The sequence below is a fragment of the Olsenella sp. Marseille-P4559 genome (genome assembly GCF_900605015.1).
Taxonomy (GTDB): Bacteria; Actinomycetota; Coriobacteriia; order Coriobacteriales; family Atopobiaceae; genus Tractidigestivibacter.
On record NZ_LR027574.1, the window covers coordinates 1,104,135 to 1,126,245 of the forward strand.

A 22,111-nucleotide genomic window follows, 5' to 3' on the forward strand; every position below is an offset into this window, starting at 1 on the left:
GTGTGGGCACAAGCCCCCTTCTTGTCAGACCAGCCTGGCACCCTAACCCCACGCCGTCCCTCTCGTCATTCGCGCGCAAATTCGCACGGCGTCTGGCCAATTGGCCGTCTATCATTACAAAGGCATCCGTTCGGGCGGCCGCCTGCGGCACCGGGCCCGCCGCCTGCACAGAACACCAGGTCATTTGGAGGCAACGTGACCATCGTCGACATGCTCCGCAAGAACGCCGAGCTCTATCCCACAGAGGTCGCTCTCGTGGAGGTCAACCCCCAACGCCACGAGAACCGCCACATCACCTGGCGCGAATACGAGCTCGTCGAGACCACGGACGACGAGCCCTTTCGTCGCGAGATGACCTGGCAGGTCTTTGACGAGAAGGCCAACCGCTTTGCCAACCTGCTGCTCTCTCGCGGCATCCGCAAGGATGACAAGGTAGCCGTCCTGCTCTACAACTGCATCGAGTGGCTCCCCATCTACTTTGGCGTGCTCAAGAGCGGTGCCACCGTAGTGCCGCTCAACTTTCGCTACTCTGCCGAGGAGATCCGCTACTGCATCGAGAAGTCCGACGCCGACATCCTGGTCTTTGGCCCCGAGTTCATCGGCCGCGTCGAGGAGATCGTGCCCCAGATCCAAAAGGGGCGCCTGCTCTTCTACGTAGGCGACGACTGCCCCACCTGGGCCGAACCCTACCAGGAGCTCGTAGGCCTATGCTCCTCGGCGGACCCCATGATTCCGCTCTCGGAAGACGAGGACGCGGCGATTTACTTTAGCTCGGGCACCACGGGCTTCCCCAAGGCAATACTCCACCACCACCGGAGCCTCACCCAGGCTGCCATCATGGAGCAGAAGCACCATGGCCAGACGCACGACGACGTGTTTCTCTGCATCCCGCCCCTCTACCACACGGGCGCCATCATGCACTGGATGGGGTCGCTCGCTGTGGGCGGGCGCGGCGTCCTTCTGCGCGGCGTGAGTCCCAAGTCCATCCTCGAGACCGTCTCAGCCGAGCGCTGCACCATCGTGTGGCTGCTCGTTCCCTGGGCGCAAGACATCCTGCTCGCCATCGAGCAGGGCACGGTCACGCTCTCCGACTACCGCCTCGACCAGTGGCGCCTCATGCACATTGGCGCCCAACCCGTACCGAAGAGCCTGGTGCACCGTTGGCTCAAGGTCTTCCCCAACCAGCACTACGACACCAACTACGGCCTCTCGGAGTCCTGCGGTCCCGGCTGCATGCACCTGGGCGTGAAGAACGTGGACCGCGTGGGCGCCATCGGCGTGCCCGGCTATAACTGGGAGTGCAAGATCGTGGATGAGAAGGGCGAGAGGGTCGCGCCAGGCGTGGTCGGCGAACTCTGCGTCAAGGGTCCGGGCCTCATGGAATGCTACTACAAGGATCCCGCGGCAACAGCCGAGACCCTCGTCGACGGGTGGCTTCGCACCGGCGACATGGCCCGCCAGGACGAGGACGGCTTCTGCTGGCTGGTCGACCGCAAGAAGGACGTTATCGTGATGGGCGGCGAGAACCTCTACCCCGTACAGATCGAGGATTTTCTCGCCTCCAACCCCGCCATCCAAGACGTGGCCGTAATCGGCCTGCCCGACGAGCGCCTGGGCGAGATACCCGCAGCAATCATCGAGCTCAAGCCCGGATACGAGGACGCCACCGAGGACGGCATCAACGAGTTCTGCCTGGCGCTCCCCCGCTACAAGCGGCCGCGCAAGGTGATCTTCGCCGAGGTGCCAAGAAACTCCACGGGAAAGATCGAGAAGCCGCTGCTGCGTGAGAGGTACGGGGCGACGTGCCTCGTCGACCAGGAGAACAAGGCATAGCGGGCTCATCGCGAGGATTCCAAGGCGGGCAGTCCGCCAGGAGAGGAGAGGGCATGGGAAAGCAGCTTCTGTCAGGCAACGAGGCCGTCGCCGAGGGCGCATGGTCGGCAGGCGTAGGCGTGGGTACGGGATACCCCGGTACGCCCTCCACCGAGACCCTCGAGAACCTCGTGCAGCACAGTGACGTCTACTGCGAGTGGTCGCCCAACGAGAAGGTCGCCCTCGAGGTGGGCATTGGGTCCGCCATGGGCGGCCTGCGCACGCTTGTCACCATGAAGCACGTAGGCCTGAACGTTGCGGCCGACCCCTTCATGAGCGTCACCAACACGGGCACCAACGCAGGCCTGGTGCTTCTCGTTGCCGACGACCCCTCCATGTACAGCTCCCAGAACGAGCAGGACACGAGAAACTACGCTGCGTTCGCCCGCGTGCCGTGCCTCGACCCCTCCGACTCCCAGGAGGCCTACGACTTCACGCGCAAGGCGTTCGACATCTCCGAGCGCTTCGACACGCCGGTCATCCTCCACGAGACCATGCGCATCGCACACACGAGGACCATGGTCGAGTGCACCCACGAGCGCGACCTTGCGGCGGCCGCGCCGCGCGGCTACGAGAGCCAGCCGAGCAAGTACGTCATGATGCCCGCCTACGCCGTGGCACGCACCCACGCGACCAACGAGCGCGAGGACGCCCTCGTGGAGTTTGCCGAGACGTGCAAGCTCAACCGCGTTGAGATGCACGACACAAAGGTGGGCATCATCGTTGCCGGTGCCCTCTACAACCACGTACGCGAGGCACTGCCCAACGTCTCCATACTCAAGCTTGGCCTCACCTGGCCGCTGCCGCCCAAGCTTCTTGCGAGCTTTGCCGCCTCGGTCGAGAAGGTCTACGTGGTGGAGGAGTCGTGCCGCTATTTCCGTGACCATGTGGCCGCACTGGGCGTGCGCCTCTCCGAGCCACCCGCCGCGCCGCTCCCCCGCTCCGGCGAAATCTTCCCCACAGACATCCAGAGGAGCTTTGGCGTGGCCACGGCCGCCCATCTCGAAGCCGCCACGGACCTCCCCCCGCGGCCACCAGCGTTCTGTGCCGGCTGTCCCCACCGCCCTGTCTTCCACGAACTGCGCCGCATGAAGGCCATCGTGACGGGCGACATTGGCTGCTATACGCTAGGTGCCGTCGCGCCCTTCCGCGCCGTTGACTCGGTCATCGACATGGGCGCCTCCCTCAGCATGAGCCACGGCATGGAGCTGGCCGGCGTCTCCGGGCGCACCAAGCGTCCCGTGGTGGGCGTCATTGGCGACTCCACCTTCGCGCACTCCGGCATCACGTCGCTTCTCGGCACGGCATACAACGGCGGCAGGGGGACGCTCCTCATCCTGGACAACCGCACCACAGCCATGACCGGTACCCAAGGCAATCCCGTGAACGGAGTCACCCTTTCCGAGCAAGGCGCGCGCATTAGCCCGCTTGTGGACGCAGGCGAGAAGCCCTCGGTTCTCGACCGCCCCGCGGGTCGTCCGCTCGACCTGCCGGCGCTCTGCCGCGCGATTGGCGTTGACGAGGTCATCGAGGCGGACGCGCAGGACCTTGCCGCCGTGCGAGCAGCACTCAAGACGGCCGTCTCCCACGAGGACCTGCTCTCGGTGGTGATCTTCCGCGCACCGTGCCGCCTGGTCGACCGCACGCACGCACCTGCACCCGTTATTCGTGACTGCCGCCGCTGTGGCACCTGCATCCAGATTGGCTGTCCAGCCCTGGGCAAGGACGAGACAAACTACGCCATCATCGACCCCACGCAGTGCGTGGGCTGCGGTCAGTGCGAGCAGGTGTGCCCCTTTGGGTGCATCCAGTCCGCGTAGGCCCAGCCGAAGCAAGGGAGGTAGAATACATGCCACACACAACAGCATCCGCAGCCAGCTCAACCGTCCACATGGGCGAACGCGTGCATCTCGACCACACCATGACCGTTCTTCTCGTGGGCGTTGGCGGACAAGGCACGATCCTCGCCGGCAACATCCTTGCCATGACCGCCTCTGAGGCTGGCCTCGACGTGAAGGTCTCCGAAATCCACGGCATGAGCCAACGAGGGGGTTCGGTCTCGACCATCATCCGCATGGGCGAGCACGTTGACTCCATGGCCTGCGATCCGGGCACGGCCGATGTGCTTGTGGCCTTCGAGACCATTGAGGCCCTGCGCAACCAGCAGTTTCTCAAGGAGGGCGGCCGTCTCTTTGTGAATGACGAGACGATCGTGCCCGTACCGGTGAACATTGGTAACGCCCACATGCCCCAACACGTGGAGGCGCGCCTGGACAGGATTGGTGCCGTGCGGATTGATGCCGGGGAGATTGCCCGACGCGTGGGAAGCCCCCGCTCGACCAACGTGGTGCTGGTAGGCGCACTTTCGACGGCACTTCCCTTCTCGGTGGATGAGTGGCGCGATGCCATTGGCCGCCGCGTGCCGCCAAAGACCGTCGAGGCAAACCTTGCTGCGTTCGATGCCGGCCGCAAGGCGGCGGAGCGCTAGGGCAGACGAGAAGGGCTTGCGCTGCTCGATGGTGCCCGGGTTCCCACGTGGGCCCGGGCGCCGCTTCTTGTCGCTGGAGGTGAGAGGGCGACCGGGGTGCACGGGTTGGCAACCGTACGAGGCTCGGTCGCTCACGCACAACGGTTGCCTTTTGCCTCAGAGACTGCCGCCATGGCAGAGGAGGGCCATCGTGCGTACGCATAAGTCAGGACTGTTGACATGGCCCTCTCGGCCAACTGGCCAAACGCAACTCCCCTGTCAGAAAGTCTCGGTCGTGCGTACGCACAAGCCTGACCCGTTGCCAAGGGATGCCTTCAAGACCCTCTTTGTGGCCGAGAACCTCGGTCGTGCGTACGCACGAGCATCGAGATCCGCCAATCGACGGCGCCGCTAGCAGCTCGATGGCGAGAGCCCCACGGTAGAGATTCCGTATGGCCCACCTTCTCCTCGCACCGTAAGGGTGCTTTCAGCTTTACCATCAGCGTGGGTTGCGGTTGCCACGGTTCCCGCCCCACCACACAACAGCCGAGCAAGGGGGGACGTTCGCATGCCGAAGCACTTCAGGCAGGACTGGACGCCGCGTCAGGACTCCAGGAGAAGTCTTGTCAGAAGCAGTCAGAGCAGGAAGGCCTTTCTCGCCCTATCGGTAGGGGCGCTGCTCGCACTGGGTGTGGGAGTCGCAATGACCCAAGCACCGGGCGCAACAGCCACCGCACCCCAAGCTGACAATACGCCCGACGCCCCTGACGCGTCCAGTTCGCAAGACACGCAAGACGCAACTGCCGCACAAGACGCCTCCGACGACCCGCGCGCGGCTGGGCTTACCGTGGACCCAGACGCCCAGACGGACTGGAACTTCAAGAACAACGGCGAGAGCATCGTCTATCTCACCTTCGATGACGGTCCCTCCGCAAACACGCAGCGTGTGCTCGACATTCTCGACCAGTGCGGCGCAAAGGCAACATTCTTTGTGGTGGGACACGACCCCGACCACTATGGCATGATCAAGAAGGCCTACGATGACGGCAACACCATTGGCCTGCACTCCTACACGCACGACTACGCGAAGGTCTACTCCTCCGAGGACGCCTTCTTCGACGACCTCGACCAGATCGCGCAAGTCGTGAAGGACCAGATCGGCTACGTGCCCTATCTCGTGCGCTTCCCCGGCGGCTCGTCCAACACCGTCTCGGAGAAGTACTGCTCGGGCATCATGGACGTGCTGGTAAACGACGTGCAGGAGCGCGGCTACCAGTACTATGATTGGAACGCTTCCAGCGGAGACGGGGCAGTGTGCACAACCGACCAGGTCATCGAGAACTCCTGCGCCTACGATGACTACCCCAACATCATCCTGCTCTGCCACGATGCCGCCACCAAGGACACCACCGTCGAGGCCCTGCCCAAGATCATCGAGCACTACCAGGCGCTGGGCTACCGGTTCGAGGCAATCGACCGCAGCACGATGGTGCCACACCATAAGGTCGCCAACTAGGCGCCACCGGCACGGCCGGCGTCGGCGGGCCATTGCACGTGCAGCCCGTCGTCGGCCGACCGACCAACAGCCGGTTCCGCACCCAATACGACCGCTCGCCATCTTGCTCGCATCGACCGGTCCCCAAGAGTGGAATCTATTCCATTGAGCCGGCATTTTCGGCCAGGGATCGTATCCGTCGCAGACGTTTGGGGTGAGCCGTATGGGTCAGTACGTACTTAACGAGAAGGATGGAAGGTACCTGTTTAACCTGTGCGCCAGCAATGGCCACATTATCGCCACGTCGATGGTCTTCCCCTCCAAGGACGATTGCCTGGATGGCATCGAGCGCATCCGCAAGACCGCAAGGGGTGCGGCGGTAGAGGACACGACCTCCCTCGACCAACAGCCCGTAGAGGCGCCAAAGTACCGCATCTTCCAGACCCTCTCAGGCAACTACTTCTTCCGCTTCTACCCCGATACGGGCAACGACCTAGCGCAGTCGCACTCCTATCCCCACAAGGACAGCCTGCTGAGAAGAATCGAGCGCATGCGCAACGAGGGCGATTCCCCGCTGTCGCAGACCGAGGAGTAGGCGCAGGGGCCCATCCTGCAACCTCGCACGAACGTCACGCCCAGTCGTCTTGGCGGGACACACGGCTTCTTTGTCCGCAGCGTGGCGAGGGGGGGCGGCCTGTCTCAGCGCTCCCCTCGCCACTCGGCGATGAACTCCTCGTAGAACCCCCTGAGGTAGGCCCCGCGCCCAGCCGCGAGGAGGCGTCCGGACTGCGTGTTCATGCCCTCGGCGAGCAGCAGGAGCTTGTCCTCGAAGTGCGCGATCGTGGTATCGCGGCGCTCCTCGCCCTCGTCCCAGAGGGCCCGCTTGTGCGCCCCGCCGAAGGCGAAGGCGCGACCCACGCCTATCGCGCCGATGGCGTCCAAGCGGTCGGCGTCACGTACGCAGGCCGCCTCGAGGCTGCTCGGGGGTTCCATCCCGTTGGTGGAGAAGGAGACCTCCCGTATGGCCTGGCAGACGCGGCGCCTCTCGTCCCCATCGACACCCTGGGCGTCCAGGAAGGAGGTCGCGTGATCCAGCGACGCGCACGTCTCGGGAAAGAGCTTATGGTCGTCCACATCATGCAGCAGCGCCGCGAGCCCGCAGATGCCAACGTCTGCCCCTTCGCTACGGGCGATGGCCGCGGCGGTGCGGCAGACGCGCAGGGCATGGTCCGCCCCATGGCCGGACGCCTCTCCTGCGAGGAGACCGTGCACGTACGCGGTGGCCGCCGCGATGGTCCCCTCGCCGATCACGCCCCGAGCCTCTCGGCCAGCAGCTTGTTGAAGAGCTTGGGATTGCCCGAGCCCTTCGATGCCTTCATGCACTGTCCAACCAGGTATCCCACAACCTTCTTGTTGCCGTCGCGGTACTGCTGGACCTGGTCGGCACAGCGCGCGAGGACCTCGTCCACGATGGGCTCGAGTGCGCCGGCGTCTGTCACCTGACGCATGCCGCGCTCATCCACCACGCTCTCCGGATCTGCATCCGTGCCGTTGACGGCCTCGAGCACCTCACGCGCCTGCGCAAAGGTGATGGCATCCTCGGCGAGAAGGCTGGCAATGCCTCTCACCTGCGCCGGTGCAAGCGCATCGAAGCTCGGCGCGAGGTTCACCATCACGTTGGCGACGGTGGACACGGCCTTGGCCGGCGCTCCTGCAAGGGACTCCTCGAAGAAGGTCGCGACCTTGGGATCTCCCGCCAGCTGGGCAGCGTCGGCCTGCTTGAGTCCGTAGTCGCGCATGTAGCGGTCTCGCTTGGCGTCAGGCAGCTCGGGGATCTTCTCGCGCGCCTCTTCGATGAAGTCGTCCGTGAGGTCGAAGGGCGCGAGGTCGGGGTCGGGGAAGAGACGGTAGTCATCGGCCGTCTCCTTCACGCGCATCACGACGGTGCGACGACGGCTGGGCTCCCAGTGACGCGTCTCCTGGTAGATGATGCCACCCTCTTCGAGTACCTCGGCCTGGCGGCAGATCTCGTACTCGAGCGCGTCGTGCAGGCTCTTGAACGAGTTGATGTTCTTCATCTCGGTCTTGGTGCCCAGGCGCGTCTCGCCGCGGCGGCGCAGGCTGATGTTGCCGTCGCAGCGCATGGAGCCGTTCTCCAGCGAGCAGTCGGAGATGCCCAGCGTCTTGAACGTCTGCTGCAGCTTCTCCATGAAGAGGCGGGCCTCCTCGGGCGTGCGCAGGTCGGGCTCGGTGACGAGCTCGATGAGGGGCGTGCCGCAGCGGTTGTAGTCGATAAGGGACTCAGTAGCAGCCGTGATGCGGCCCTCTTCGCCGCCTACGTGCACCATCTTGGCGGCGTCCTCCTCCATGTGGATGCGCAGGATGCGGATGGGCACCACGTAGGAGCCATCCTTCTCGCGCGCGATTGCGGTCGTGCCGTCGCCGGCCACGTCTTCCCATGCCGGACGCTCGGCCGCGCCCCCGCCAGAGACCTCAAGGTCGAGACGCCCGTGCATGCAGAAGGCGACGGGACCCTGCGTGGTCTGGAAGTTCTTGGCCATGTCGGGATAGAAGTAGTGCTTGCGATAGAACATCGAGTGGCGCATGATCTGGCAGTTTGTGGCCAGCCCCGCCATCACGATGGACTGGATGGCCGCGCGGTTGGGCACCGGCAGCGCGCCGGGCATGCCCAGGCACACGGGGCACACGTTGGTATTGGGCGGGTCATCGTGCGTGTTCTTGCAGTTGCAGAACATCTTGGTCTCGAGCGTAGTGAGCTCGGTGTGGACCTCAAGGCCAATCACGGCCTCCCAGTCCCCCAGGACCTCAGCGAGCCTCTTCATGCAAGCTCACCCCCCTTCCCGGCAAACTCGGGTGCGACAACGCCACGCGCCGAGAAGGACTTCTCGACGGCACGGGCAAAGCGCAGGAGCCTGCGGTCCGAGAAGGCAGGGCCCTGCAGCTGGACCGAGACGGGCAGCCGAGACTCGGCACCCAGACCCAGTGGCACCGAGATGCCGCCGTTGCCTGCGATGTTGTTCGAGATCGTGAACATGTCCGACGCGTACATCTGCGTGGGGTCGCTCATCTCGCCGAACTTGAAGGCGGCGCGCGGCATGGCAGGCATGAGAATAACGTCGCACTGCCCGTAGGCGTGGCTGTAGTCCTGCGTGATGAGGGTGCGCACCTGCTGTGCCGGGTAGTAGTACTTGTCGTAGACGCCGCTGGAGAGAAGGTACGCGCCAAGCATCTGGCGTCGCTTAGCCTCCTCGCCAAAGCCGTGGGCACGGCTCTTGGAGGTCTGCTCGGCCAGCGTGGTGCAGCCCTCCTCCTGGTAGCCATAGCGCACGCCGTCAAAGCGGGCGAGGTTGGAGAAGGCCTCGCACGGTGCGATCACGTAGTAGGCAGCGATTGCAGATTTGATGTTAGGCAGGTCGACCTCGACGAGCTGGGCACCGGCGTCCTCGAGGGCCTTTGTCGCACCATCCACGGCCGCGCGGACCTCCGCCGCAAGGCCGGCGGCGTTCATGAGCGCAGACACCACGCCCACGCGCATGCCCTCAACGCCGTCCTCGAGGTGCTCGAGGAAGTCGACGGCGCAGGGCTGGCTCGTGGAGTCGTACGGGTCACGGCCGGCAGCCGTGAGCGCGTTCATGGCAAGCGCCACGTCTTCGACGGAGCGACCGAAGGGCCCAACCTGGTCAAGCGAAGAGCCGAACGCCACCACGCCGTAGCGGCTCACGGCACCGTACGTGGGCTTCATGCCCACTACGCCACAGAGGCTCGCCGGCTGGCGGATGGAGCCGCCCGTGTCGGAGCCAAGCGAGATGGTGACCTCACCGGCGGCGACCGCGGCCGCCGACCCGCCCGAAGAGCCGCCCGGAACGCGGTCGGTATCCCAGGGGTTGTTCGTGCGGTGGAAGGCCGAGGACTCCGTGGACGAGCCAAATGCGAACTCGTCCATGTTGGCCTTACCCATGGGCGTGGCACCCGCGTCAAGCATGCGCTGGACGCAGGTGGCGGTAAAGGTGGATTCGTAGTTCTCGAGCATCTTGGAGGCGCAGGTCGTGCGCGTGCCCACGAGATGCATGTTGTCCTTGAAGGCAACCGGCACGCCAGCGAGTGGGCCGAGCTTCTCGCCTGACGTACGACGGCGGTCCGTCTCGGCGGCGACCGCGAGGGCAAGGTCTGACGAGACCTGCAGGAATGCCTGGACCTTGTCGTCACGCGACTCGATGGCGTCGAGGGAGGCCTTGGCAACCTCGGTTGCGCTGAACTCCCCTGCCGCCACGCCCGCGGCAATGCGCGCGGCAGAGAGCTGGTCGATGTTGGCCATCAGGCAAGACCTCCCTCGTCCTCGTCGGTACCCAGGATTGAGGGCACGCGGAAGTGGTGGTCGCGCGTGGAGCCGGCGTTCTCGAGCGCCACGTCGACGGGCAGGGCGCGGACGGAGTCGTCGATGACGTCCTCACCCATCACGTTTGAGAGGTCGCCGATGGGGTGGAAGGTGGGATCGACCCCATCGAGGTCGTACTGGCGGATGGGCTCGAGAAGGTCGACCGCCTCGTTCATGTAGGCGGTCATCTCGTCGAGTTCCTCGTCCGTGAGGGCAATGCGCGCGTAGTCCGCGATACCCTGCACGTCTTCCCTGCTTAGTGGCATAGGCCCTCCTGTCTGGAGCTGTTTCACCTCGACCATTTTACGGGACAAGGACAGGCCGGGGGCGCCACATTACCAAGGCGCAACACGACAGGGCGAGAAGGGCTTGGGCAACCGGGGGCGAAAGGCGGCTCTCGGCACGAGGCAAACCCGTGTCCGCCGGCGATTGTGTGACGGTTCGTCACAGGTTCGCATCCGAATGTGTGACCCGCGCAGGACGTCACACATTCGTCGACGTTCGTGTTGCGAACCGTCACACATTCGAAGCCAGCACGGCCGAGAACCGGCGGCGGCGCCGGGAAGCCGAAGCTTACGAAAGCGTAAGACGCCCGTAAGTTCACTCGATGGCACCAAAAGCCACCTCGCGGGATTATAGGGTCAACGAAAGGCAACGACCACAGCGTCGCGTCGGAAGGAGCACACCATGAACGTTCTCGAGCACATCGCCTTTATCGCCATCGTTTGCGTACTGAGCCTCATCGTTATCATCGGCGACGGTGGCAAGAGCAACCGGCGCCCCCTCGGCCGTCGCCGCCGCTAGCACCCGAAACCGCCGCGCACCGCGGCCTCCCAACCAGCCCACCTTCCTCCTGCGGGGAGAGAGACGCCATGTCCCTCTCCCCGCCCCCTTGTTTACGCAACCTCCTCGAACTGCGACTGGTACAGCTGCGCGTAGAAGCCGCCTGCCGCAAGAAGCTCCTCGTGCGTGCCCTTCTCGACAATGTCGCCATCCCTAAGCACCAGGATCGCATCGGCGTTGCGAATGGTCGAGAGCCGGTGCGCAATCACAAAGCTCGTGCGGCCGTCCATGAGCTTGTCCATGGCACGCTGGATGCGCCACTCGGTGCGCGTGTCCACGTTCGAGGTGGCCTCATCCAGAATGAGAATCGGCCGATCCGCAAGCACCGCGCGCGCAATGGTGAGCAGCTGACGCTGTCCCTGGCTTATGTTTGTGGCACCCTCGTCCAGCTCAAAGTCGTAGCCGTCCGGCAACGTCTTGATGAAGTGCTCGCAGTGCGCGTAGCGCGCGGCAGCCTCCACCTCCTCGTCGGTGGCATCGAGGCGACCGAAGCGGATGTTCTCGCGTATGGAGCCCTTAAAGAGCCACGCATCCTGAAGGACCATCGAGAAGTTCTGCCGCAGGTCGGCTCGCTCAACGTTGCGCACGTTGTGGCCGTCCACGCGCAGCGCTCCCCCATCCACGTCATAGAAGCGCAGCAGAAGCTTCATGAGCGTGGTCTTTCCGGCACCGGTTGGCCCCACGATGGCCACCGTGCGGCCAGGCTCAACGTTTGCCGTAAAGTCGTGGATGATCGTCTGCCCAGGCAGATAGCCAAAGGACACGTGATCGAAGTCCACGGCACCAGCAGCGTGGCCAATGGCCTCGGCCGCAGCCCCCGTAACGGGGTCGACCGCAGCCGTCTCTTCCTCCTCGGGCGCGTCGAGAAACTCAAAGACGCGCTCGGCACAGGCGGCCATCTGCTGCAGCACGTTCGAGACCGTTGCCAGCTGCGTGATGGGCTGCGTGAAGTTCCTCACGTATTGGATGAACGACTGGATGTCGCCCGGCTGGATGGAGCCGGTCACGGCAAGGCCCGCGCCCACAACGACAACGCCCACGTAGCCCATGTTGCCCACGAGGTTCATGAGCGGCTGCATGAGACCCGAGAGAAACTGGCTCTTCCACGCGCTCTCGTACAGGCGGTCGTTCTCCTCCCCAAAGCCTTCCACGGCGCGCTCGCCGCGGTTGAAGGCCTGGATGACCACCTGTCCCGAGAAGTCCTCCTCGACGCGTCCGTTCACGGTGCCGAGCTGCTCCTGCTGCAGGCGGAAGTACTTCTGCGACCTGCGGATAAGCACGCCCAGGATGAGTGCCGAGACCGGCAGCGTCACAAAGGTCACGCCCGCAAGCGGAGCCGAGATCGCAAGCATCATGATGGCCACGCCCACCACCTGCGTGATGGAGGTCACCAGTTGGATGAGGCCCTGGTTAAGTGACTGGCTCAGCGTGTCTACGTCGTTGGTCATGCGCGAGAGCACGTCACCCTTCGAGATGGCCTTCCCGTCAAAATACGAGAGGGGCACCTTCGAAATCTTGTCGGCTATCTCTCCGCGCATCCGGTAGACGACCTTCTGCGTGATCCCTGTCATGATCCAGCTCTGGATTCCCGATGCGGCCGCGCTTGCCAGATAGATGGCGAGAAGCGTCACCAGGATCTGCCCGACGAGGGCAAAGTCGATGCCGCCCGTCCCCGCTGCCGCAGCCTGGACGCCGAGAATGACCTCAGTCGTGGCGTTGCCCAGGACCTTTGGCCCCACCACCGAGAACACCACCGACGCCATGGCGAGAAGCACTGCCGCCACAAGGCCCACACGGTAGGGCCCCATGTAGCGCAGGAGCTTAGCAATGGTGCCCTTGAAGTCCTTGGCCTTCTCGCCAGGTGCCATGCGAGCCCCCGGCCCGTGGGAATGCATCGGGCGTCTGGGCTGCTCCGTTCTCCCCGCCATGCTACTCGCCCTCCTCAAGTCCAAGCTCCCTGTCGCTGAGCTGGCTCTTCGCAATCTCCAGGTACTCGGGGCAGCTGCGCAGGAGCTCCTCATGCGTGCCCTTGCCCACCACGTGCCCGTCATCGAGCACGATGATCTGGTCGGCACCCATCACGGTGGCTATGCGTTGCGCCACCACCAGCACGGCCGTGTCCGCCTGCTCGCGCGCAAGCGCCTGACGCAGCCGCGCGTCGGTGGCGTAGTCCAGCGCTGAGAAGGAATCGTCCAGCACCAGCACCTCGGGGTGAATCGCAAGCGCACGGGCTATGGCCAGGCGCTGGCGCTGCCCGCCCGATACGTTGGTACCGCCTTGCGCGATGACTGTGTTGAGCCCCTCTTCCCTCTGCACCACAAGCTTTGTGGCCTGTGCCACGTCTACAGCGTGGAGCAGGTCCTTCTCGCCAGCGTCCTCTGCACCGAAGGCAACGTTCGAGCCGATGGTGCCCGAGAAGAGAAATCCCTGCTGGGGCACATAGCCCACGCGAGAGCGAAGGTCGGCCAGGGCCATCTGACGTGTGTCCACCCCGTCGAGCGTGATGGTGCCAGCCGTGGGGTCGTAGAGGCGCGGCACCAGCTGCACGAGCGTCGACTTGCCCGATCCCGTGGAGCCCACGATTGCCGTCACCTTGCCGGGTGCGGTCGTGAGGCTGACGTCACTCACCACATCGCCCTCGGCGTCGGGATAGCGAAAGCTCACGTGGTCAAAGGCCAAGCGACCTCGCGGGGCATCCGGCGCCACCGAGACGGGCCGCCGCTCGGGCTCGCTCACCGCAGGGGTCACGTCCAAGACCTCCTGCACGCGGCCAACGGAGACCTCGGCACGTGGCAAGACTACGGCCACCATCGAGACAATGAGGAAGCTCATCACGATCATCATGGCGTAGCTGATGAAGGCCATCATGTCACCCGCCTGCAAGGTGCCGGCCGCAACGCCGTGTGAGCCAAACCACACGATGGCGACGGTGGTCACGTTCATCACGAGCATCATGAGCGGCATCATGAGCGTCATGGCACGGTTCACGAAGAGCTGCGCATCCCTCAGGTCGCCGGACGCACCGTCAAAGCGCAAGAGCTCGTGGTCCTGCCGACCAAAGGCGCGGATGGTCATAATGCCGTCGAGCATCTCTCGCGCGAGGAGGTTCACGCGGTCTACCAGCGACTGCATGACCTTGAAGCGCGGCATGGTAAGCGTGAAAAGGACCACCACGATGCCCAGCACGGCGAGAAGCGCAGCGCCCACGATCCACGCAAGCCCGCCGCCCATGGTCATGACCTGCACCACGGCAACAACACCCATGACCGGCGCAAACATCACCATGCGAAGCATGATCGCGATCATGTTCTGAATCTGCTGCACGTCGTTGGTGCAGCGCGTGATGAGCGACGACTGCGAGAAGCGATTGACCTCCGCAGGAGAGAGGGACATCACTTTTTGGAACATGTCCCGGCGCAGGTCGCGCGCCACGGCAGCCGCAACCCTAGACGCAATGAGCCCCGAGAGCACAGCGGCCACGAGCGACCCACCGCAGAAGCCAAGCATTACGAGCGCCATGTGCCCCAGGTAGGCGGTGTTTCCCGCCTCGGCGCCAACCACGCCCACGTTCACGATGTCGGACATGTAGCGTGGAAGCGAGAGCTCGCAGAGCGCCTGGGCGAGAAGAAGCGCGAATACCGCCACAACCTCGCCCACATGCCCGCAAAGAAGCCTAACGAGCCTCATCTGCGCCATCTCCTCCCAGGGGGCAGCCGCCCACATATCCCGTTTGTGCGTGCGCCGAGACGATCTCTGCAATCCGGGTAGAGATGCGCACCAGCTCTCGCGCGTCCTTCTCGCCCAGCTCGCGCAAGATTTGCTCAAGGTAGCCGTTGATCCTCTTGCTGCGTTGCGCGATCTCGGTCTCGCCGGCCTCGGTGAGGCGCACAGTCACGCTGCGACGGTCCTTGGGGCTTGGACGCCGCTCCACAAGCCCTCGCCCCTCGAGCTGATCGATTGTCTTGGTGATGCGCGCCGTCGACACCTGGCACGCACGCGCCAAGACCGTTGGGGTCACTCCCTCGGGATGGTGGTGAAGCACATGTAGGGCGTTTATCTCGCCGCGCATCTCCATGTCTTTGGGATGCGAGCCATGACCAGCCTTGAGGCCGTGCATCGAGTCCATGAGCTGCTGGGCCAGTCCGGACCAGCTTGTCTCGTCCCCCCTTGCCACGCCTTGCTCCTCTCTCCGTATAATTAATGCCGTTAGCTAGCTTGGTGATAGTACCCTGCCGCGCGAGTATCGCTAACGGCATGAGCGATATGGCCGTGTGGTTCATGATTCCTACATCTGTTAATGGGGCTAGCAAACTTTGGCATGAGGATGATGGCACAGGTAGCACAGGCTACATTAGTGCCTTGGGCCTTCTCCGCCTCGCCGCGTGAGCAGGAAGAACACGAGCGCCAGCAGCGCAACAATAACCGACGCCGCAAAGAGCGTGCCCTGCACCCCAAGCACATCTGCCACCAGCGGAGCCACGAGCAGAGGCAGGGTGCCCGCGCTGTTGGTGCCCACGTTCATGACGGCAGTCACGCGGCCTACGCACGAGATGTCGCAGCTGTGCTGCAGAACCGTGTCTTTCACAGGGCGCATGGCGCCAAAGCCCAGGCCGGTCACAAGCTGTCCCACAACGGCAATGGCAACGTTGGCCGTTCCCACATAGATCATGGAGCCCACACCCGTCACCAGGAGCAACGCAGCGATGGTCCCCAGCGTAAGGCGCTTCGTCGAGACGCGCAGCACCAGAAGCGATCCTGCCGTAGCACCAACCCCCGCGCAGGCCGAGAGCCACCCCATCCAATCGCCTGTCACCTGCAGCACGTCACGGTAGAAGAGCGACTCAAGCGAGTCGAAGGCTCCGTATGCAAAGAACCCCAGGAAGTAGAGGAGGAACAGCGTGCGCAGGGTATCATGCGAGAAGGTCACGCGAAAGCCCTCGACGAGCTGGTGCCAGAAGCCCTCGCGCGCTGCGGCCTTCTCGCCAGCCGCGTTGCCTGCGCGCTGCTTGCCCCTGGCCTCAGGCTCCTCCGGCGTCACCCAGGCAAGCGCGGCGGCGAGCAGCGCCGCCACCGGAATCGTGGCAAAGCTCACTTGGTTCGTGGCAACCACGGTGGCGGCACCGCCAATGAGTGGCCCGGCAATAACGGCAACCGAGACCGCTGTGCCACACAGGCTGTTCATGCGCTTGAGCTCGCGTGGGCGACTGGTGAGGAAGCGTGGGTAGGCGCTCACCGCCGTGCTGCAAAAGCCGTCGGCCAGGCCCTCGAGCATCGAAACGGCAGCGAGCGTGGGATAGCTCAATGGCATGAGCAGGGCAAAAACGCCGATGAGTGCCATGCCTGCGAGCGATGCCGTCAGCGTGAGGCGAGGCCCCATGCGGTCTGTGACAACGCCCGCAAGTGCGCCGCCTATCACAAGCGTGACGTTGATCAGCACGACCAGGGCCGAGACCGCAAGGGCGTCGGCCCCAAGCTCGTAGGTGGCACAGCCGATTACCCCCACAAAGTACGTAGCCGTGAAGCACACGACGAGCAGGAAGTTTGCAAGGACGAGGCGGGCCGTGGGCGTGAAAAGAGCGCGCCGAGCAGGGCGAGAGAACAAAGGCATGGCGATTCTCCAGGAATTTGGCGGCGAGAAGGACGTTGCCCAGCGACGGGCGGGTGACGCATCGCTACTTAGCGAACTCTCCTCCTGCGACTCCTGCCATGAATGCCTCCTTGGTTCACCAACGTTCGCACGAGATGTTACACGCACGCGGGCGACCGCGCAAGGCTGTTGCCTTCGCTCATGGGCCCAGAGACATGCCTCATCTAATTGAAGATAGATAGCCAAACCCTTCTCTTACGGGTTCGGCTCTCCGCGTAGATGCCCACGAGCGCCCGTAGTACGTCGACCATGGCCTCCAGCTCGCGGACCGGAACAACTCGGTCACGCTATGCGCGTTATGGCAGCAGGCCGAGAGGTTCGCGCACGGCAGGCCGCGAAAGGAGAGCTGCGCCCCGTCGGTGCCGCCGCGCATGGGGACTGCTCGCATGGTGACGCCGCGCGCAGCATATGCCCGCTGCGCGGACTCGATGAGGTGCGCATTCTCGGGACGAGTGATGACCTCGGCCATGTTGCGGTACTGGTCGCGGATGTCGATGGTGAGAACCGGCTGGCCGCTTTCTACGGACGGACGCAGCGCGTACTCCTCGTCCACCTGCACCACGTACGAGCGGAGCAGGTCCTTTCTCGCCTCGAAGCGGATGCGGTCGTGGTCGCGAATGATGTAATCCGCGCGGGCGTCCTCGCAGTTGCCCTCAATGCGCTCCAGGTAGAAGGAGCCCTCGCGGCCCTGCGTGAACTCCGGCCGGTCCTGGGGCGGAATGAGCTGATGCACGCGGAGCAGCGCTTCGGAGGCGTTCACCATCCCTTCGCAGTGCCGGTGTGGACAGAGCGCCTGTTTGCCCGGATTACTGCCTCGGCGGCGTTGAACGTCTCGCAGCAGAACTCGCCAAGCGGGCCGGCGTCGATGGTGTAACCGTAGGCGGCACCCAGTGCGTCGAGGTCGAGCAGTGCTGCACCGTGGCCAATCTCCTCGTCCGGGACAAACGCAAGGCCGAGCGCTGGGTGTGGGATGGAGGGGTTCTCGGCAAGGCGCGCAAGAAGCGAGACGACCATGGCCACGGCGGCCTTGTCGTCTCCGCCGAGAAGCGATGTGCCGTCCGAGGTCACGAGGTCCTCACCGACAAGGTCTGCGAGCTCCGGGTTTGAGGCGGGGTCGAGCATGACCTCCGCGCCGTCGCGGCCGCGCCCCAGAACCAGGCGACCACCCTCGTAGCGCTTGACCTGCGGGTGCGCAGGGCTGCCATAGGTCTGCCAGGCGGTGTCGAGGTGGCAGCAGAACGCAAGCGTGGAGCACTTCTCGGCACCGGCGCTTGCAGGCCAGTGGGCCGTGACGTAGGCGTGCTCGTCGAGCGTGACGTCTTGGGCGCCAACGGCGCGCAGGTCAGCGGCAACGACGTGCGCCATGTCGAACTGAGCCGAGGTCGAGGGCACCGTCGTCGCAGTGCGCGGGTCTGATGCGGGGGAACCTCGCAGTACCTCACAAGTCTCTCAAGCACGCCACTTGTCGCCCTGCATCCCATGCGGTAGGGCCTCTCCCCTTGCGTTATACGGTGGGCGCACGGCTGCCGCAGCCGTGCGGCCCCCTTCCCGGGTGACTACCCTAGCGCAACGGGGCAGACGACGAAGGCGGGCGCGGGGCTTCCTGGCAGCTGAGGGGCTTTGACGTACGATTTCGCCGTTTAGCCACCCCTAACCGTCGAGAATTCACGAGATAAAAATGGTCACGTAAAGTTTCGACGGTTAGGGGTGGCTAAACGTCCGCGAAATTCTTAAACGTCGAGAAATCCCAGAAGAGACCAGCAGAAGCGCGCTGCGACACCGGATTCGTGCCGCAGCGCCGATTGCCGGAGGGCGACTTCCTACGCCCCTCTCACCTAAAATGCCCCCTGCACAATAGGAATTTGTGAAACCGCCAAGAAAACTCCCCCATCGCACTTGCCTTCTATTTCCTACAAACTAGTATGAATTAGGCCGTGAGGGGTACTCTGCGAGTAGGTCGTCGGGGATTTCTCTGCAACCAGCTCGCCCAGAGCACCGTCCCCATGACCAAAATCGCGTGCGCCGGCCCGCCGGCACGAACGCGGAGAGGAAAACCTGCGCCGGCAGCCCCCCGGCCGCCTGCGCATTCGAGCTAGGAGAACAACATGGCAGACACGCTTCTCGACGTGAGCGGCATCTCCGCAGGCACGGAGGACAAACCCATCCTCCACAACGTCGATCTCAAGGTTGGCGCAGGCGAGACCCACGTCCTCATGGGCCCCAACGGCGCCGGCAAGTCAACGCTCGGGCATGTCATCATGGGCGACCCCACCTATAAGGTCACCTCCGGCACCATCTCCTTCGACGGCCAGGACATCACCGACCTCTCGCCCGACAAGCGCTCGCTCGCCGGCATCTTCCTGTCCTACCAGGCCCCCGTCGAGGTCCCCGGCGTGCCCCTCTACAGCTTCCTGCGCTCCATCTCGCAGATGCGCCCCGAGCTCAAGTGCACCGCGCGCGAGTTCCGCCGTCGCGTGGGCGCCATCGCCGACGGGCTCGACCTCGACCAGAGCTTCCTCATGCGCGAGCTCAACGTGGGCTTCTCGGGCGGCGAGAAGAAGAAGATCGAGATGCTCCAGCTCCTTCTCCTCCAGCCCAAGCTCGCCATCCTGGACGAGACGGACTCGGGCCTCGACGTCGATGCCCTGACCACGGTCTCCCGCGGCATCCAGCGCTATCGCGAGACCGTGGGCGGCGCGCTCATCATGATCACGCACAACACGCGGATCCTTGAGCGCCTCTCCGTTGACCGCACGCACGTGATGGTCAAGGGCGGCCTCGTGGCCGAGGGTTCCGCAAGCCTCATCGACGACATCGACAAGAATGGCTTCGAGCGCTTCGAGCGCCAGCCCCAGGACGAGGGTGATGCAAGGTGACGAGGGAGAGAACGCAGGTCGAAGACGTCGACCGCTCCCTCTACGACTTCACCAAGTCCGAGGAGGGATACGAGCGCTATGCCGACGGCCTCACGCCGGACATCGTACGTGCGATCTCGGCCAAGAAGGACGAGCCCCAGTGGATGCTTGACCTGCGTCTGAAGGCGCTTGACGAGTACCACAACCGTCCCATGGCCACCAACTGGGGCCCCTCGATTGCGGGGCTTGACCTCGACCACATCTCGACATACGTCTCGCCCAAGACCAAGCAGGTCTCGAGCTGGGACGACGTGCCGGCAGACATCAAGGACACCTTCGAGCGCCTGGGCATCCCCGAGGCGGAGCGCGAGTCGCTCGCCGGCGTGGGCGCCCAGTACGACTCCGAGATCGTCTACCACAACATGCGCGAGGAGGTCGCCAAGCGGGGCGTGGTCTACACCACGATCGAGGACGCGCTCCACGACCCCACCTGGGAGCCCGTGGTGCACCAGTACTTTGGCACCCTCATCCCCATGACCGACCACAAGTTTGCGGCACTCCACTACGCCGTGTGGTCCGGCGGCTCCTTTGTCTACGTGCCCGAGGGCGTCTCGCTTGACTACCCGCTGCAGAGCTACTTCCGCCTGAACGCCCAGGGCGCAGGCCAGTTCGAGCACACGCTCATCATCGTCGAGCCCGGTGCCAGCCTGCACTTCATCGAGGGTTGCTCGGCACCCAAGTACTACGCGGCAAACCTCCATGCCGGCGCCGTGGAGCTCTTCGTGAAGGACGGCGCACGCCTGCGCTACTCCACGATCGAGAACTGGTCCAAGAACATGTACAACCTCAACACCAAGCGCGCCACCGTGGGCGCAGACTCCAAGATGGAGTGGGTCTCGGGCAGCTTCGGCAGCCACGTCTCCTACCTCTACCCCACCACGATCCTCGCGGGCGACCGCTCGAGCTGCGAGTTCACGGGCATCACCTTCGCCGGCGCCACGCAGGACCTCGACACCGGCTGCAAGGTCATTCTCAACGGCCGTGACACCACGGCATCGGTGAGCACCAAGTCCATCTCCAAGGACGGTGGCATCAACACCTTCAGAAGCTCGGTCGTCGTGGGTCGCCATGCGGACAACGCGCGGTGCACCGTGAGCTGCCAGTCGCTGATGCTCGACAACATCAGCCGCTCCGACACCATCCCCGCGATGGACGTGCGCAACCCAACCGCGTCCGTGGGCCACGAGGCCACCATCGGTCGCATCTCCGACGACACGATCCTCTACCTCATGAGCCGCGGCTGCTCCGAGCAGGAGGCCCGCACGCTCGTGGTCAACGGCTTTGCAAACCCGGTCTCGAAGGAACTCCCCATGGAGTATGCCGTCGAGATGAACAACCTCATCAAACTCGAGATGGAAGGGGCGATTGGCTGATGGCAGACGAGAACACCACCGTCGTGCTCGACCGCGTGAACGAGCCCCCCGCTCAGACGTGGAACCGCCTGCGCGCCAATGGCATCACGCTCACAGTGCCCAAGCTCTCGCGCGAGGGCGACGTGTACTTTGCGCTTCCCAAGCTCTTCTCGCAGCTGGAGTGCGGCATGGGCGAGAAGGTCACCGACTGGGTCATCTCGCAAGCCGCCGACGCTCGTTACGTCGAGGTTCCCGCGCACACCGTGCGTACCGAGCCAATAGTGGTGACCATCGACACCGACAAGGGCGAGGTCGCCGACACGGGCGTCATGGTGCGTGCCGGTGCCACGGTCTCTATCGTGGTGGCCGCTGGCGGCACCGATGCGGCAGCTGCAACCTCGGCATCGCTTCTGCGCGTGATTGCGGAGGAGGGCACGCACGTCACAATCACCGAGGTTGTGGGCATCGGTTCCTCTCAGCAGCACCTCGAGAGCGTAGGCGTGGACGCCGATGACGACGCCCACATCGAGGTTCGCCAATACGCGCTGGGCGGCGGTGCCGTGACGTTTGGCACGGCCGTGTCCCTCTCCGGGGACCGTGCCCGCACGAACGTCTCCCTGCGCTACTTTGCCAACGGCAAGGACCATCTGGACGTGAACCACGTGGTGCGCCAGCGTGGCAAGGACACCATTGCCCACGTGCGCGAGCACGGCATCCTGGACGACGCAGCCGAGAAGGCCCTGCGCGCCACCATCGACCTCGTCCACGGCGCGCGCGGCTCAAAGGGCGACGAGGCCGAAAGCGTGCTGGTCTTCGGCGATGACGTGGTCAACAAGACCCTCCCCGTCATCCTCTGCGACGAGGACGACGTCCAGGGCAACCACGGCGCCACCATCGGCACCGTTGGCCCCGAGCAGATGGACTACCTTGCCGACCGTGGCCTTTCCCGCAAGGACGCAGAGGACCTCTTCGTGCGCGCCCTCTTCGAGGATGCCATCATCAACGCACCCGAGAAGCACGCCCACGACGTCGCGGTACGCCAGGCCGAACGCGTGCTGGGCACAGCGGTTGCGCACGACTTCGACGAGAGCGCCCAGCTCGCCGCAGACGAGGGGGAGTGAGGT

Annotated in this window: 18 protein-coding genes; 8 read left to right on the plus strand and 10 right to left on the minus strand. The window is 64.5% G+C overall.

From position 1 onward, the window contains the following. Nucleotides 1-195 precede the first annotated feature (195 nt). The 5 genes from E0E00_RS11155 (at nt 196) to E0E00_RS11175 (ending at nt 6,429) form a co-directional block, all read left to right on the plus strand. Nucleotides 196-1,833: a class I adenylate-forming enzyme family protein gene (locus E0E00_RS11155; RefSeq protein ID WP_207302726.1), complete on the plus strand. Its 1,638-nt coding sequence runs from the start codon at nt 196-198 to the stop codon at nt 1,831-1,833. Nucleotides 1,834-1,886: 53 nt separating this feature from the next. Continuing rightward, entirely contained in the window at nt 1,887-3,692 is a 1,806-nt protein-coding gene (locus E0E00_RS11160) for a thiamine pyrophosphate-dependent enzyme (protein WP_130812568.1), read from the plus strand. Nucleotides 3,693-3,721: 29 nt separating this feature from the next. After that, nucleotides 3,722-4,360 carry an indolepyruvate oxidoreductase subunit beta gene (locus tag E0E00_RS11165; RefSeq protein WP_207302727.1) on the plus strand — a complete coding sequence of 213 codons (639 nt, stop codon included), beginning with the start codon at nt 3,722-3,724 and terminating at the stop codon, nt 4,358-4,360. Between the two features lie 547 nt (nt 4,361-4,907). Next, entirely contained in the window at nt 4,908-5,855 is a 948-nt protein-coding gene (locus tag E0E00_RS11170) for a polysaccharide deacetylase family protein (protein WP_130812569.1), read from the plus strand. Between the two features lie 202 nt (nt 5,856-6,057). After that, the gene (locus E0E00_RS11175) at nt 6,058-6,429 is read left to right on the plus strand and encodes a YegP family protein (protein WP_130812570.1); all 372 of its coding nucleotides are present in this window, start codon (nt 6,058-6,060) and stop codon (nt 6,427-6,429) included. A 104-nt stretch (nt 6,430-6,533) separates the two neighbouring features. On the opposite strand, the gene E0E00_RS11180 is transcribed toward E0E00_RS11175, so the two are convergent. The 10 genes from E0E00_RS11180 to E0E00_RS15080 form a co-directional block, all read right to left on the minus strand. Continuing rightward, complete coding sequence (locus E0E00_RS11180) at nt 6,534-7,145, minus strand: HD domain-containing protein (protein WP_242622243.1); 612 nt, start codon at nt 7,143-7,145, stop codon at nt 6,534-6,536. Further along, nucleotides 7,142-8,677 carry an Asp-tRNA(Asn)/Glu-tRNA(Gln) amidotransferase subunit GatB gene (gatB, locus tag E0E00_RS11185; RefSeq protein ID WP_130812571.1) on the minus strand — a complete coding sequence of 512 codons (1,536 nt, stop codon included), beginning with the start codon at nt 8,675-8,677 and terminating at the stop codon, nt 7,142-7,144. The genes E0E00_RS11180 and gatB overlap by 4 nt, the downstream gene beginning before the upstream one ends. Further along, nucleotides 8,674-10,170 carry an Asp-tRNA(Asn)/Glu-tRNA(Gln) amidotransferase subunit GatA gene (gene gatA, locus E0E00_RS11190; protein WP_130812572.1) on the minus strand — a complete coding sequence of 499 codons (1,497 nt, stop codon included), beginning with the start codon at nt 10,168-10,170 and terminating at the stop codon, nt 8,674-8,676. The genes gatB and gatA overlap by 4 nt, the downstream gene beginning before the upstream one ends. Continuing rightward, nucleotides 10,170-10,496: an Asp-tRNA(Asn)/Glu-tRNA(Gln) amidotransferase subunit GatC gene (gatC, locus tag E0E00_RS11195; protein WP_130812573.1), complete on the minus strand. Its 327-nt coding sequence runs from the start codon at nt 10,494-10,496 to the stop codon at nt 10,170-10,172. Before gatC ends, gatA begins: the two co-directional genes overlap by 1 nt. Nucleotides 10,497-11,126: 630 nt before the next feature. Beyond that, nucleotides 11,127-12,941, minus strand: a complete 1,815-nt coding sequence (locus E0E00_RS11200; protein WP_242622244.1) for an ABC transporter ATP-binding protein — start codon at nt 12,939-12,941, stop codon at nt 11,127-11,129. A 61-nt stretch (nt 12,942-13,002) separates the two neighbouring features. Beyond that, nucleotides 13,003-14,760, minus strand: a complete 1,758-nt coding sequence (locus E0E00_RS11205) for an ABC transporter ATP-binding protein (protein ID WP_130812575.1) — start codon at nt 14,758-14,760, stop codon at nt 13,003-13,005. Continuing rightward, nucleotides 14,747-15,247 carry a MarR family winged helix-turn-helix transcriptional regulator gene (locus tag E0E00_RS11210; protein ID WP_130812576.1) on the minus strand — a complete coding sequence of 167 codons (501 nt, stop codon included), beginning with the start codon at nt 15,245-15,247 and terminating at the stop codon, nt 14,747-14,749. Before E0E00_RS11210 ends, E0E00_RS11205 begins: the two co-directional genes overlap by 14 nt. A 177-nt stretch (nt 15,248-15,424) precedes the next feature. Beyond that, on the minus strand, nt 15,425-16,681 hold the full coding sequence (locus E0E00_RS11215) for an MFS transporter (RefSeq protein ID WP_130812577.1): 1,257 nt from the start codon (nt 16,679-16,681) through the stop codon (nt 15,425-15,427). Nucleotides 16,682-16,880: 199 nt separating this feature from the next. After that, complete coding sequence (locus E0E00_RS15075; RefSeq protein WP_242622245.1) at nt 16,881-17,480, minus strand: hypothetical protein; 600 nt, start codon at nt 17,478-17,480, stop codon at nt 16,881-16,883. After that, nucleotides 17,477-18,112, minus strand: a complete 636-nt coding sequence (locus tag E0E00_RS15080) for a hypothetical protein (RefSeq protein WP_242622246.1) — start codon at nt 18,110-18,112, stop codon at nt 17,477-17,479. Before E0E00_RS15080 ends, E0E00_RS15075 begins: the two co-directional genes overlap by 4 nt. A gap of 713 nt (nt 18,113-18,825) precedes the next feature. Here E0E00_RS15080 and sufC point away from each other — a divergent pair. The 3 genes from sufC to E0E00_RS11235 are packed head-to-tail and all read left to right on the plus strand — an operon-like array spanning nt 18,826 to nt 22,108. After that, nucleotides 18,826-19,596, plus strand: a complete 771-nt coding sequence (sufC, locus tag E0E00_RS11225; RefSeq protein WP_130812578.1) for a Fe-S cluster assembly ATPase SufC — start codon at nt 18,826-18,828, stop codon at nt 19,594-19,596. Next, complete coding sequence (sufB, locus tag E0E00_RS11230) at nt 19,593-21,008, plus strand: Fe-S cluster assembly protein SufB (protein ID WP_130812579.1); 1,416 nt, start codon at nt 19,593-19,595, stop codon at nt 21,006-21,008. The genes sufC and sufB overlap by 4 nt, the downstream gene beginning before the upstream one ends. Further along, nucleotides 21,008-22,108: a SufD family Fe-S cluster assembly protein gene (locus E0E00_RS11235; RefSeq protein WP_130812580.1), complete on the plus strand. Its 1,101-nt coding sequence runs from the start codon at nt 21,008-21,010 to the stop codon at nt 22,106-22,108. Before sufB ends, E0E00_RS11235 begins: the two co-directional genes overlap by 1 nt. The last annotated feature ends 3 nt before the right edge of the window (nt 22,109-22,111 follow it).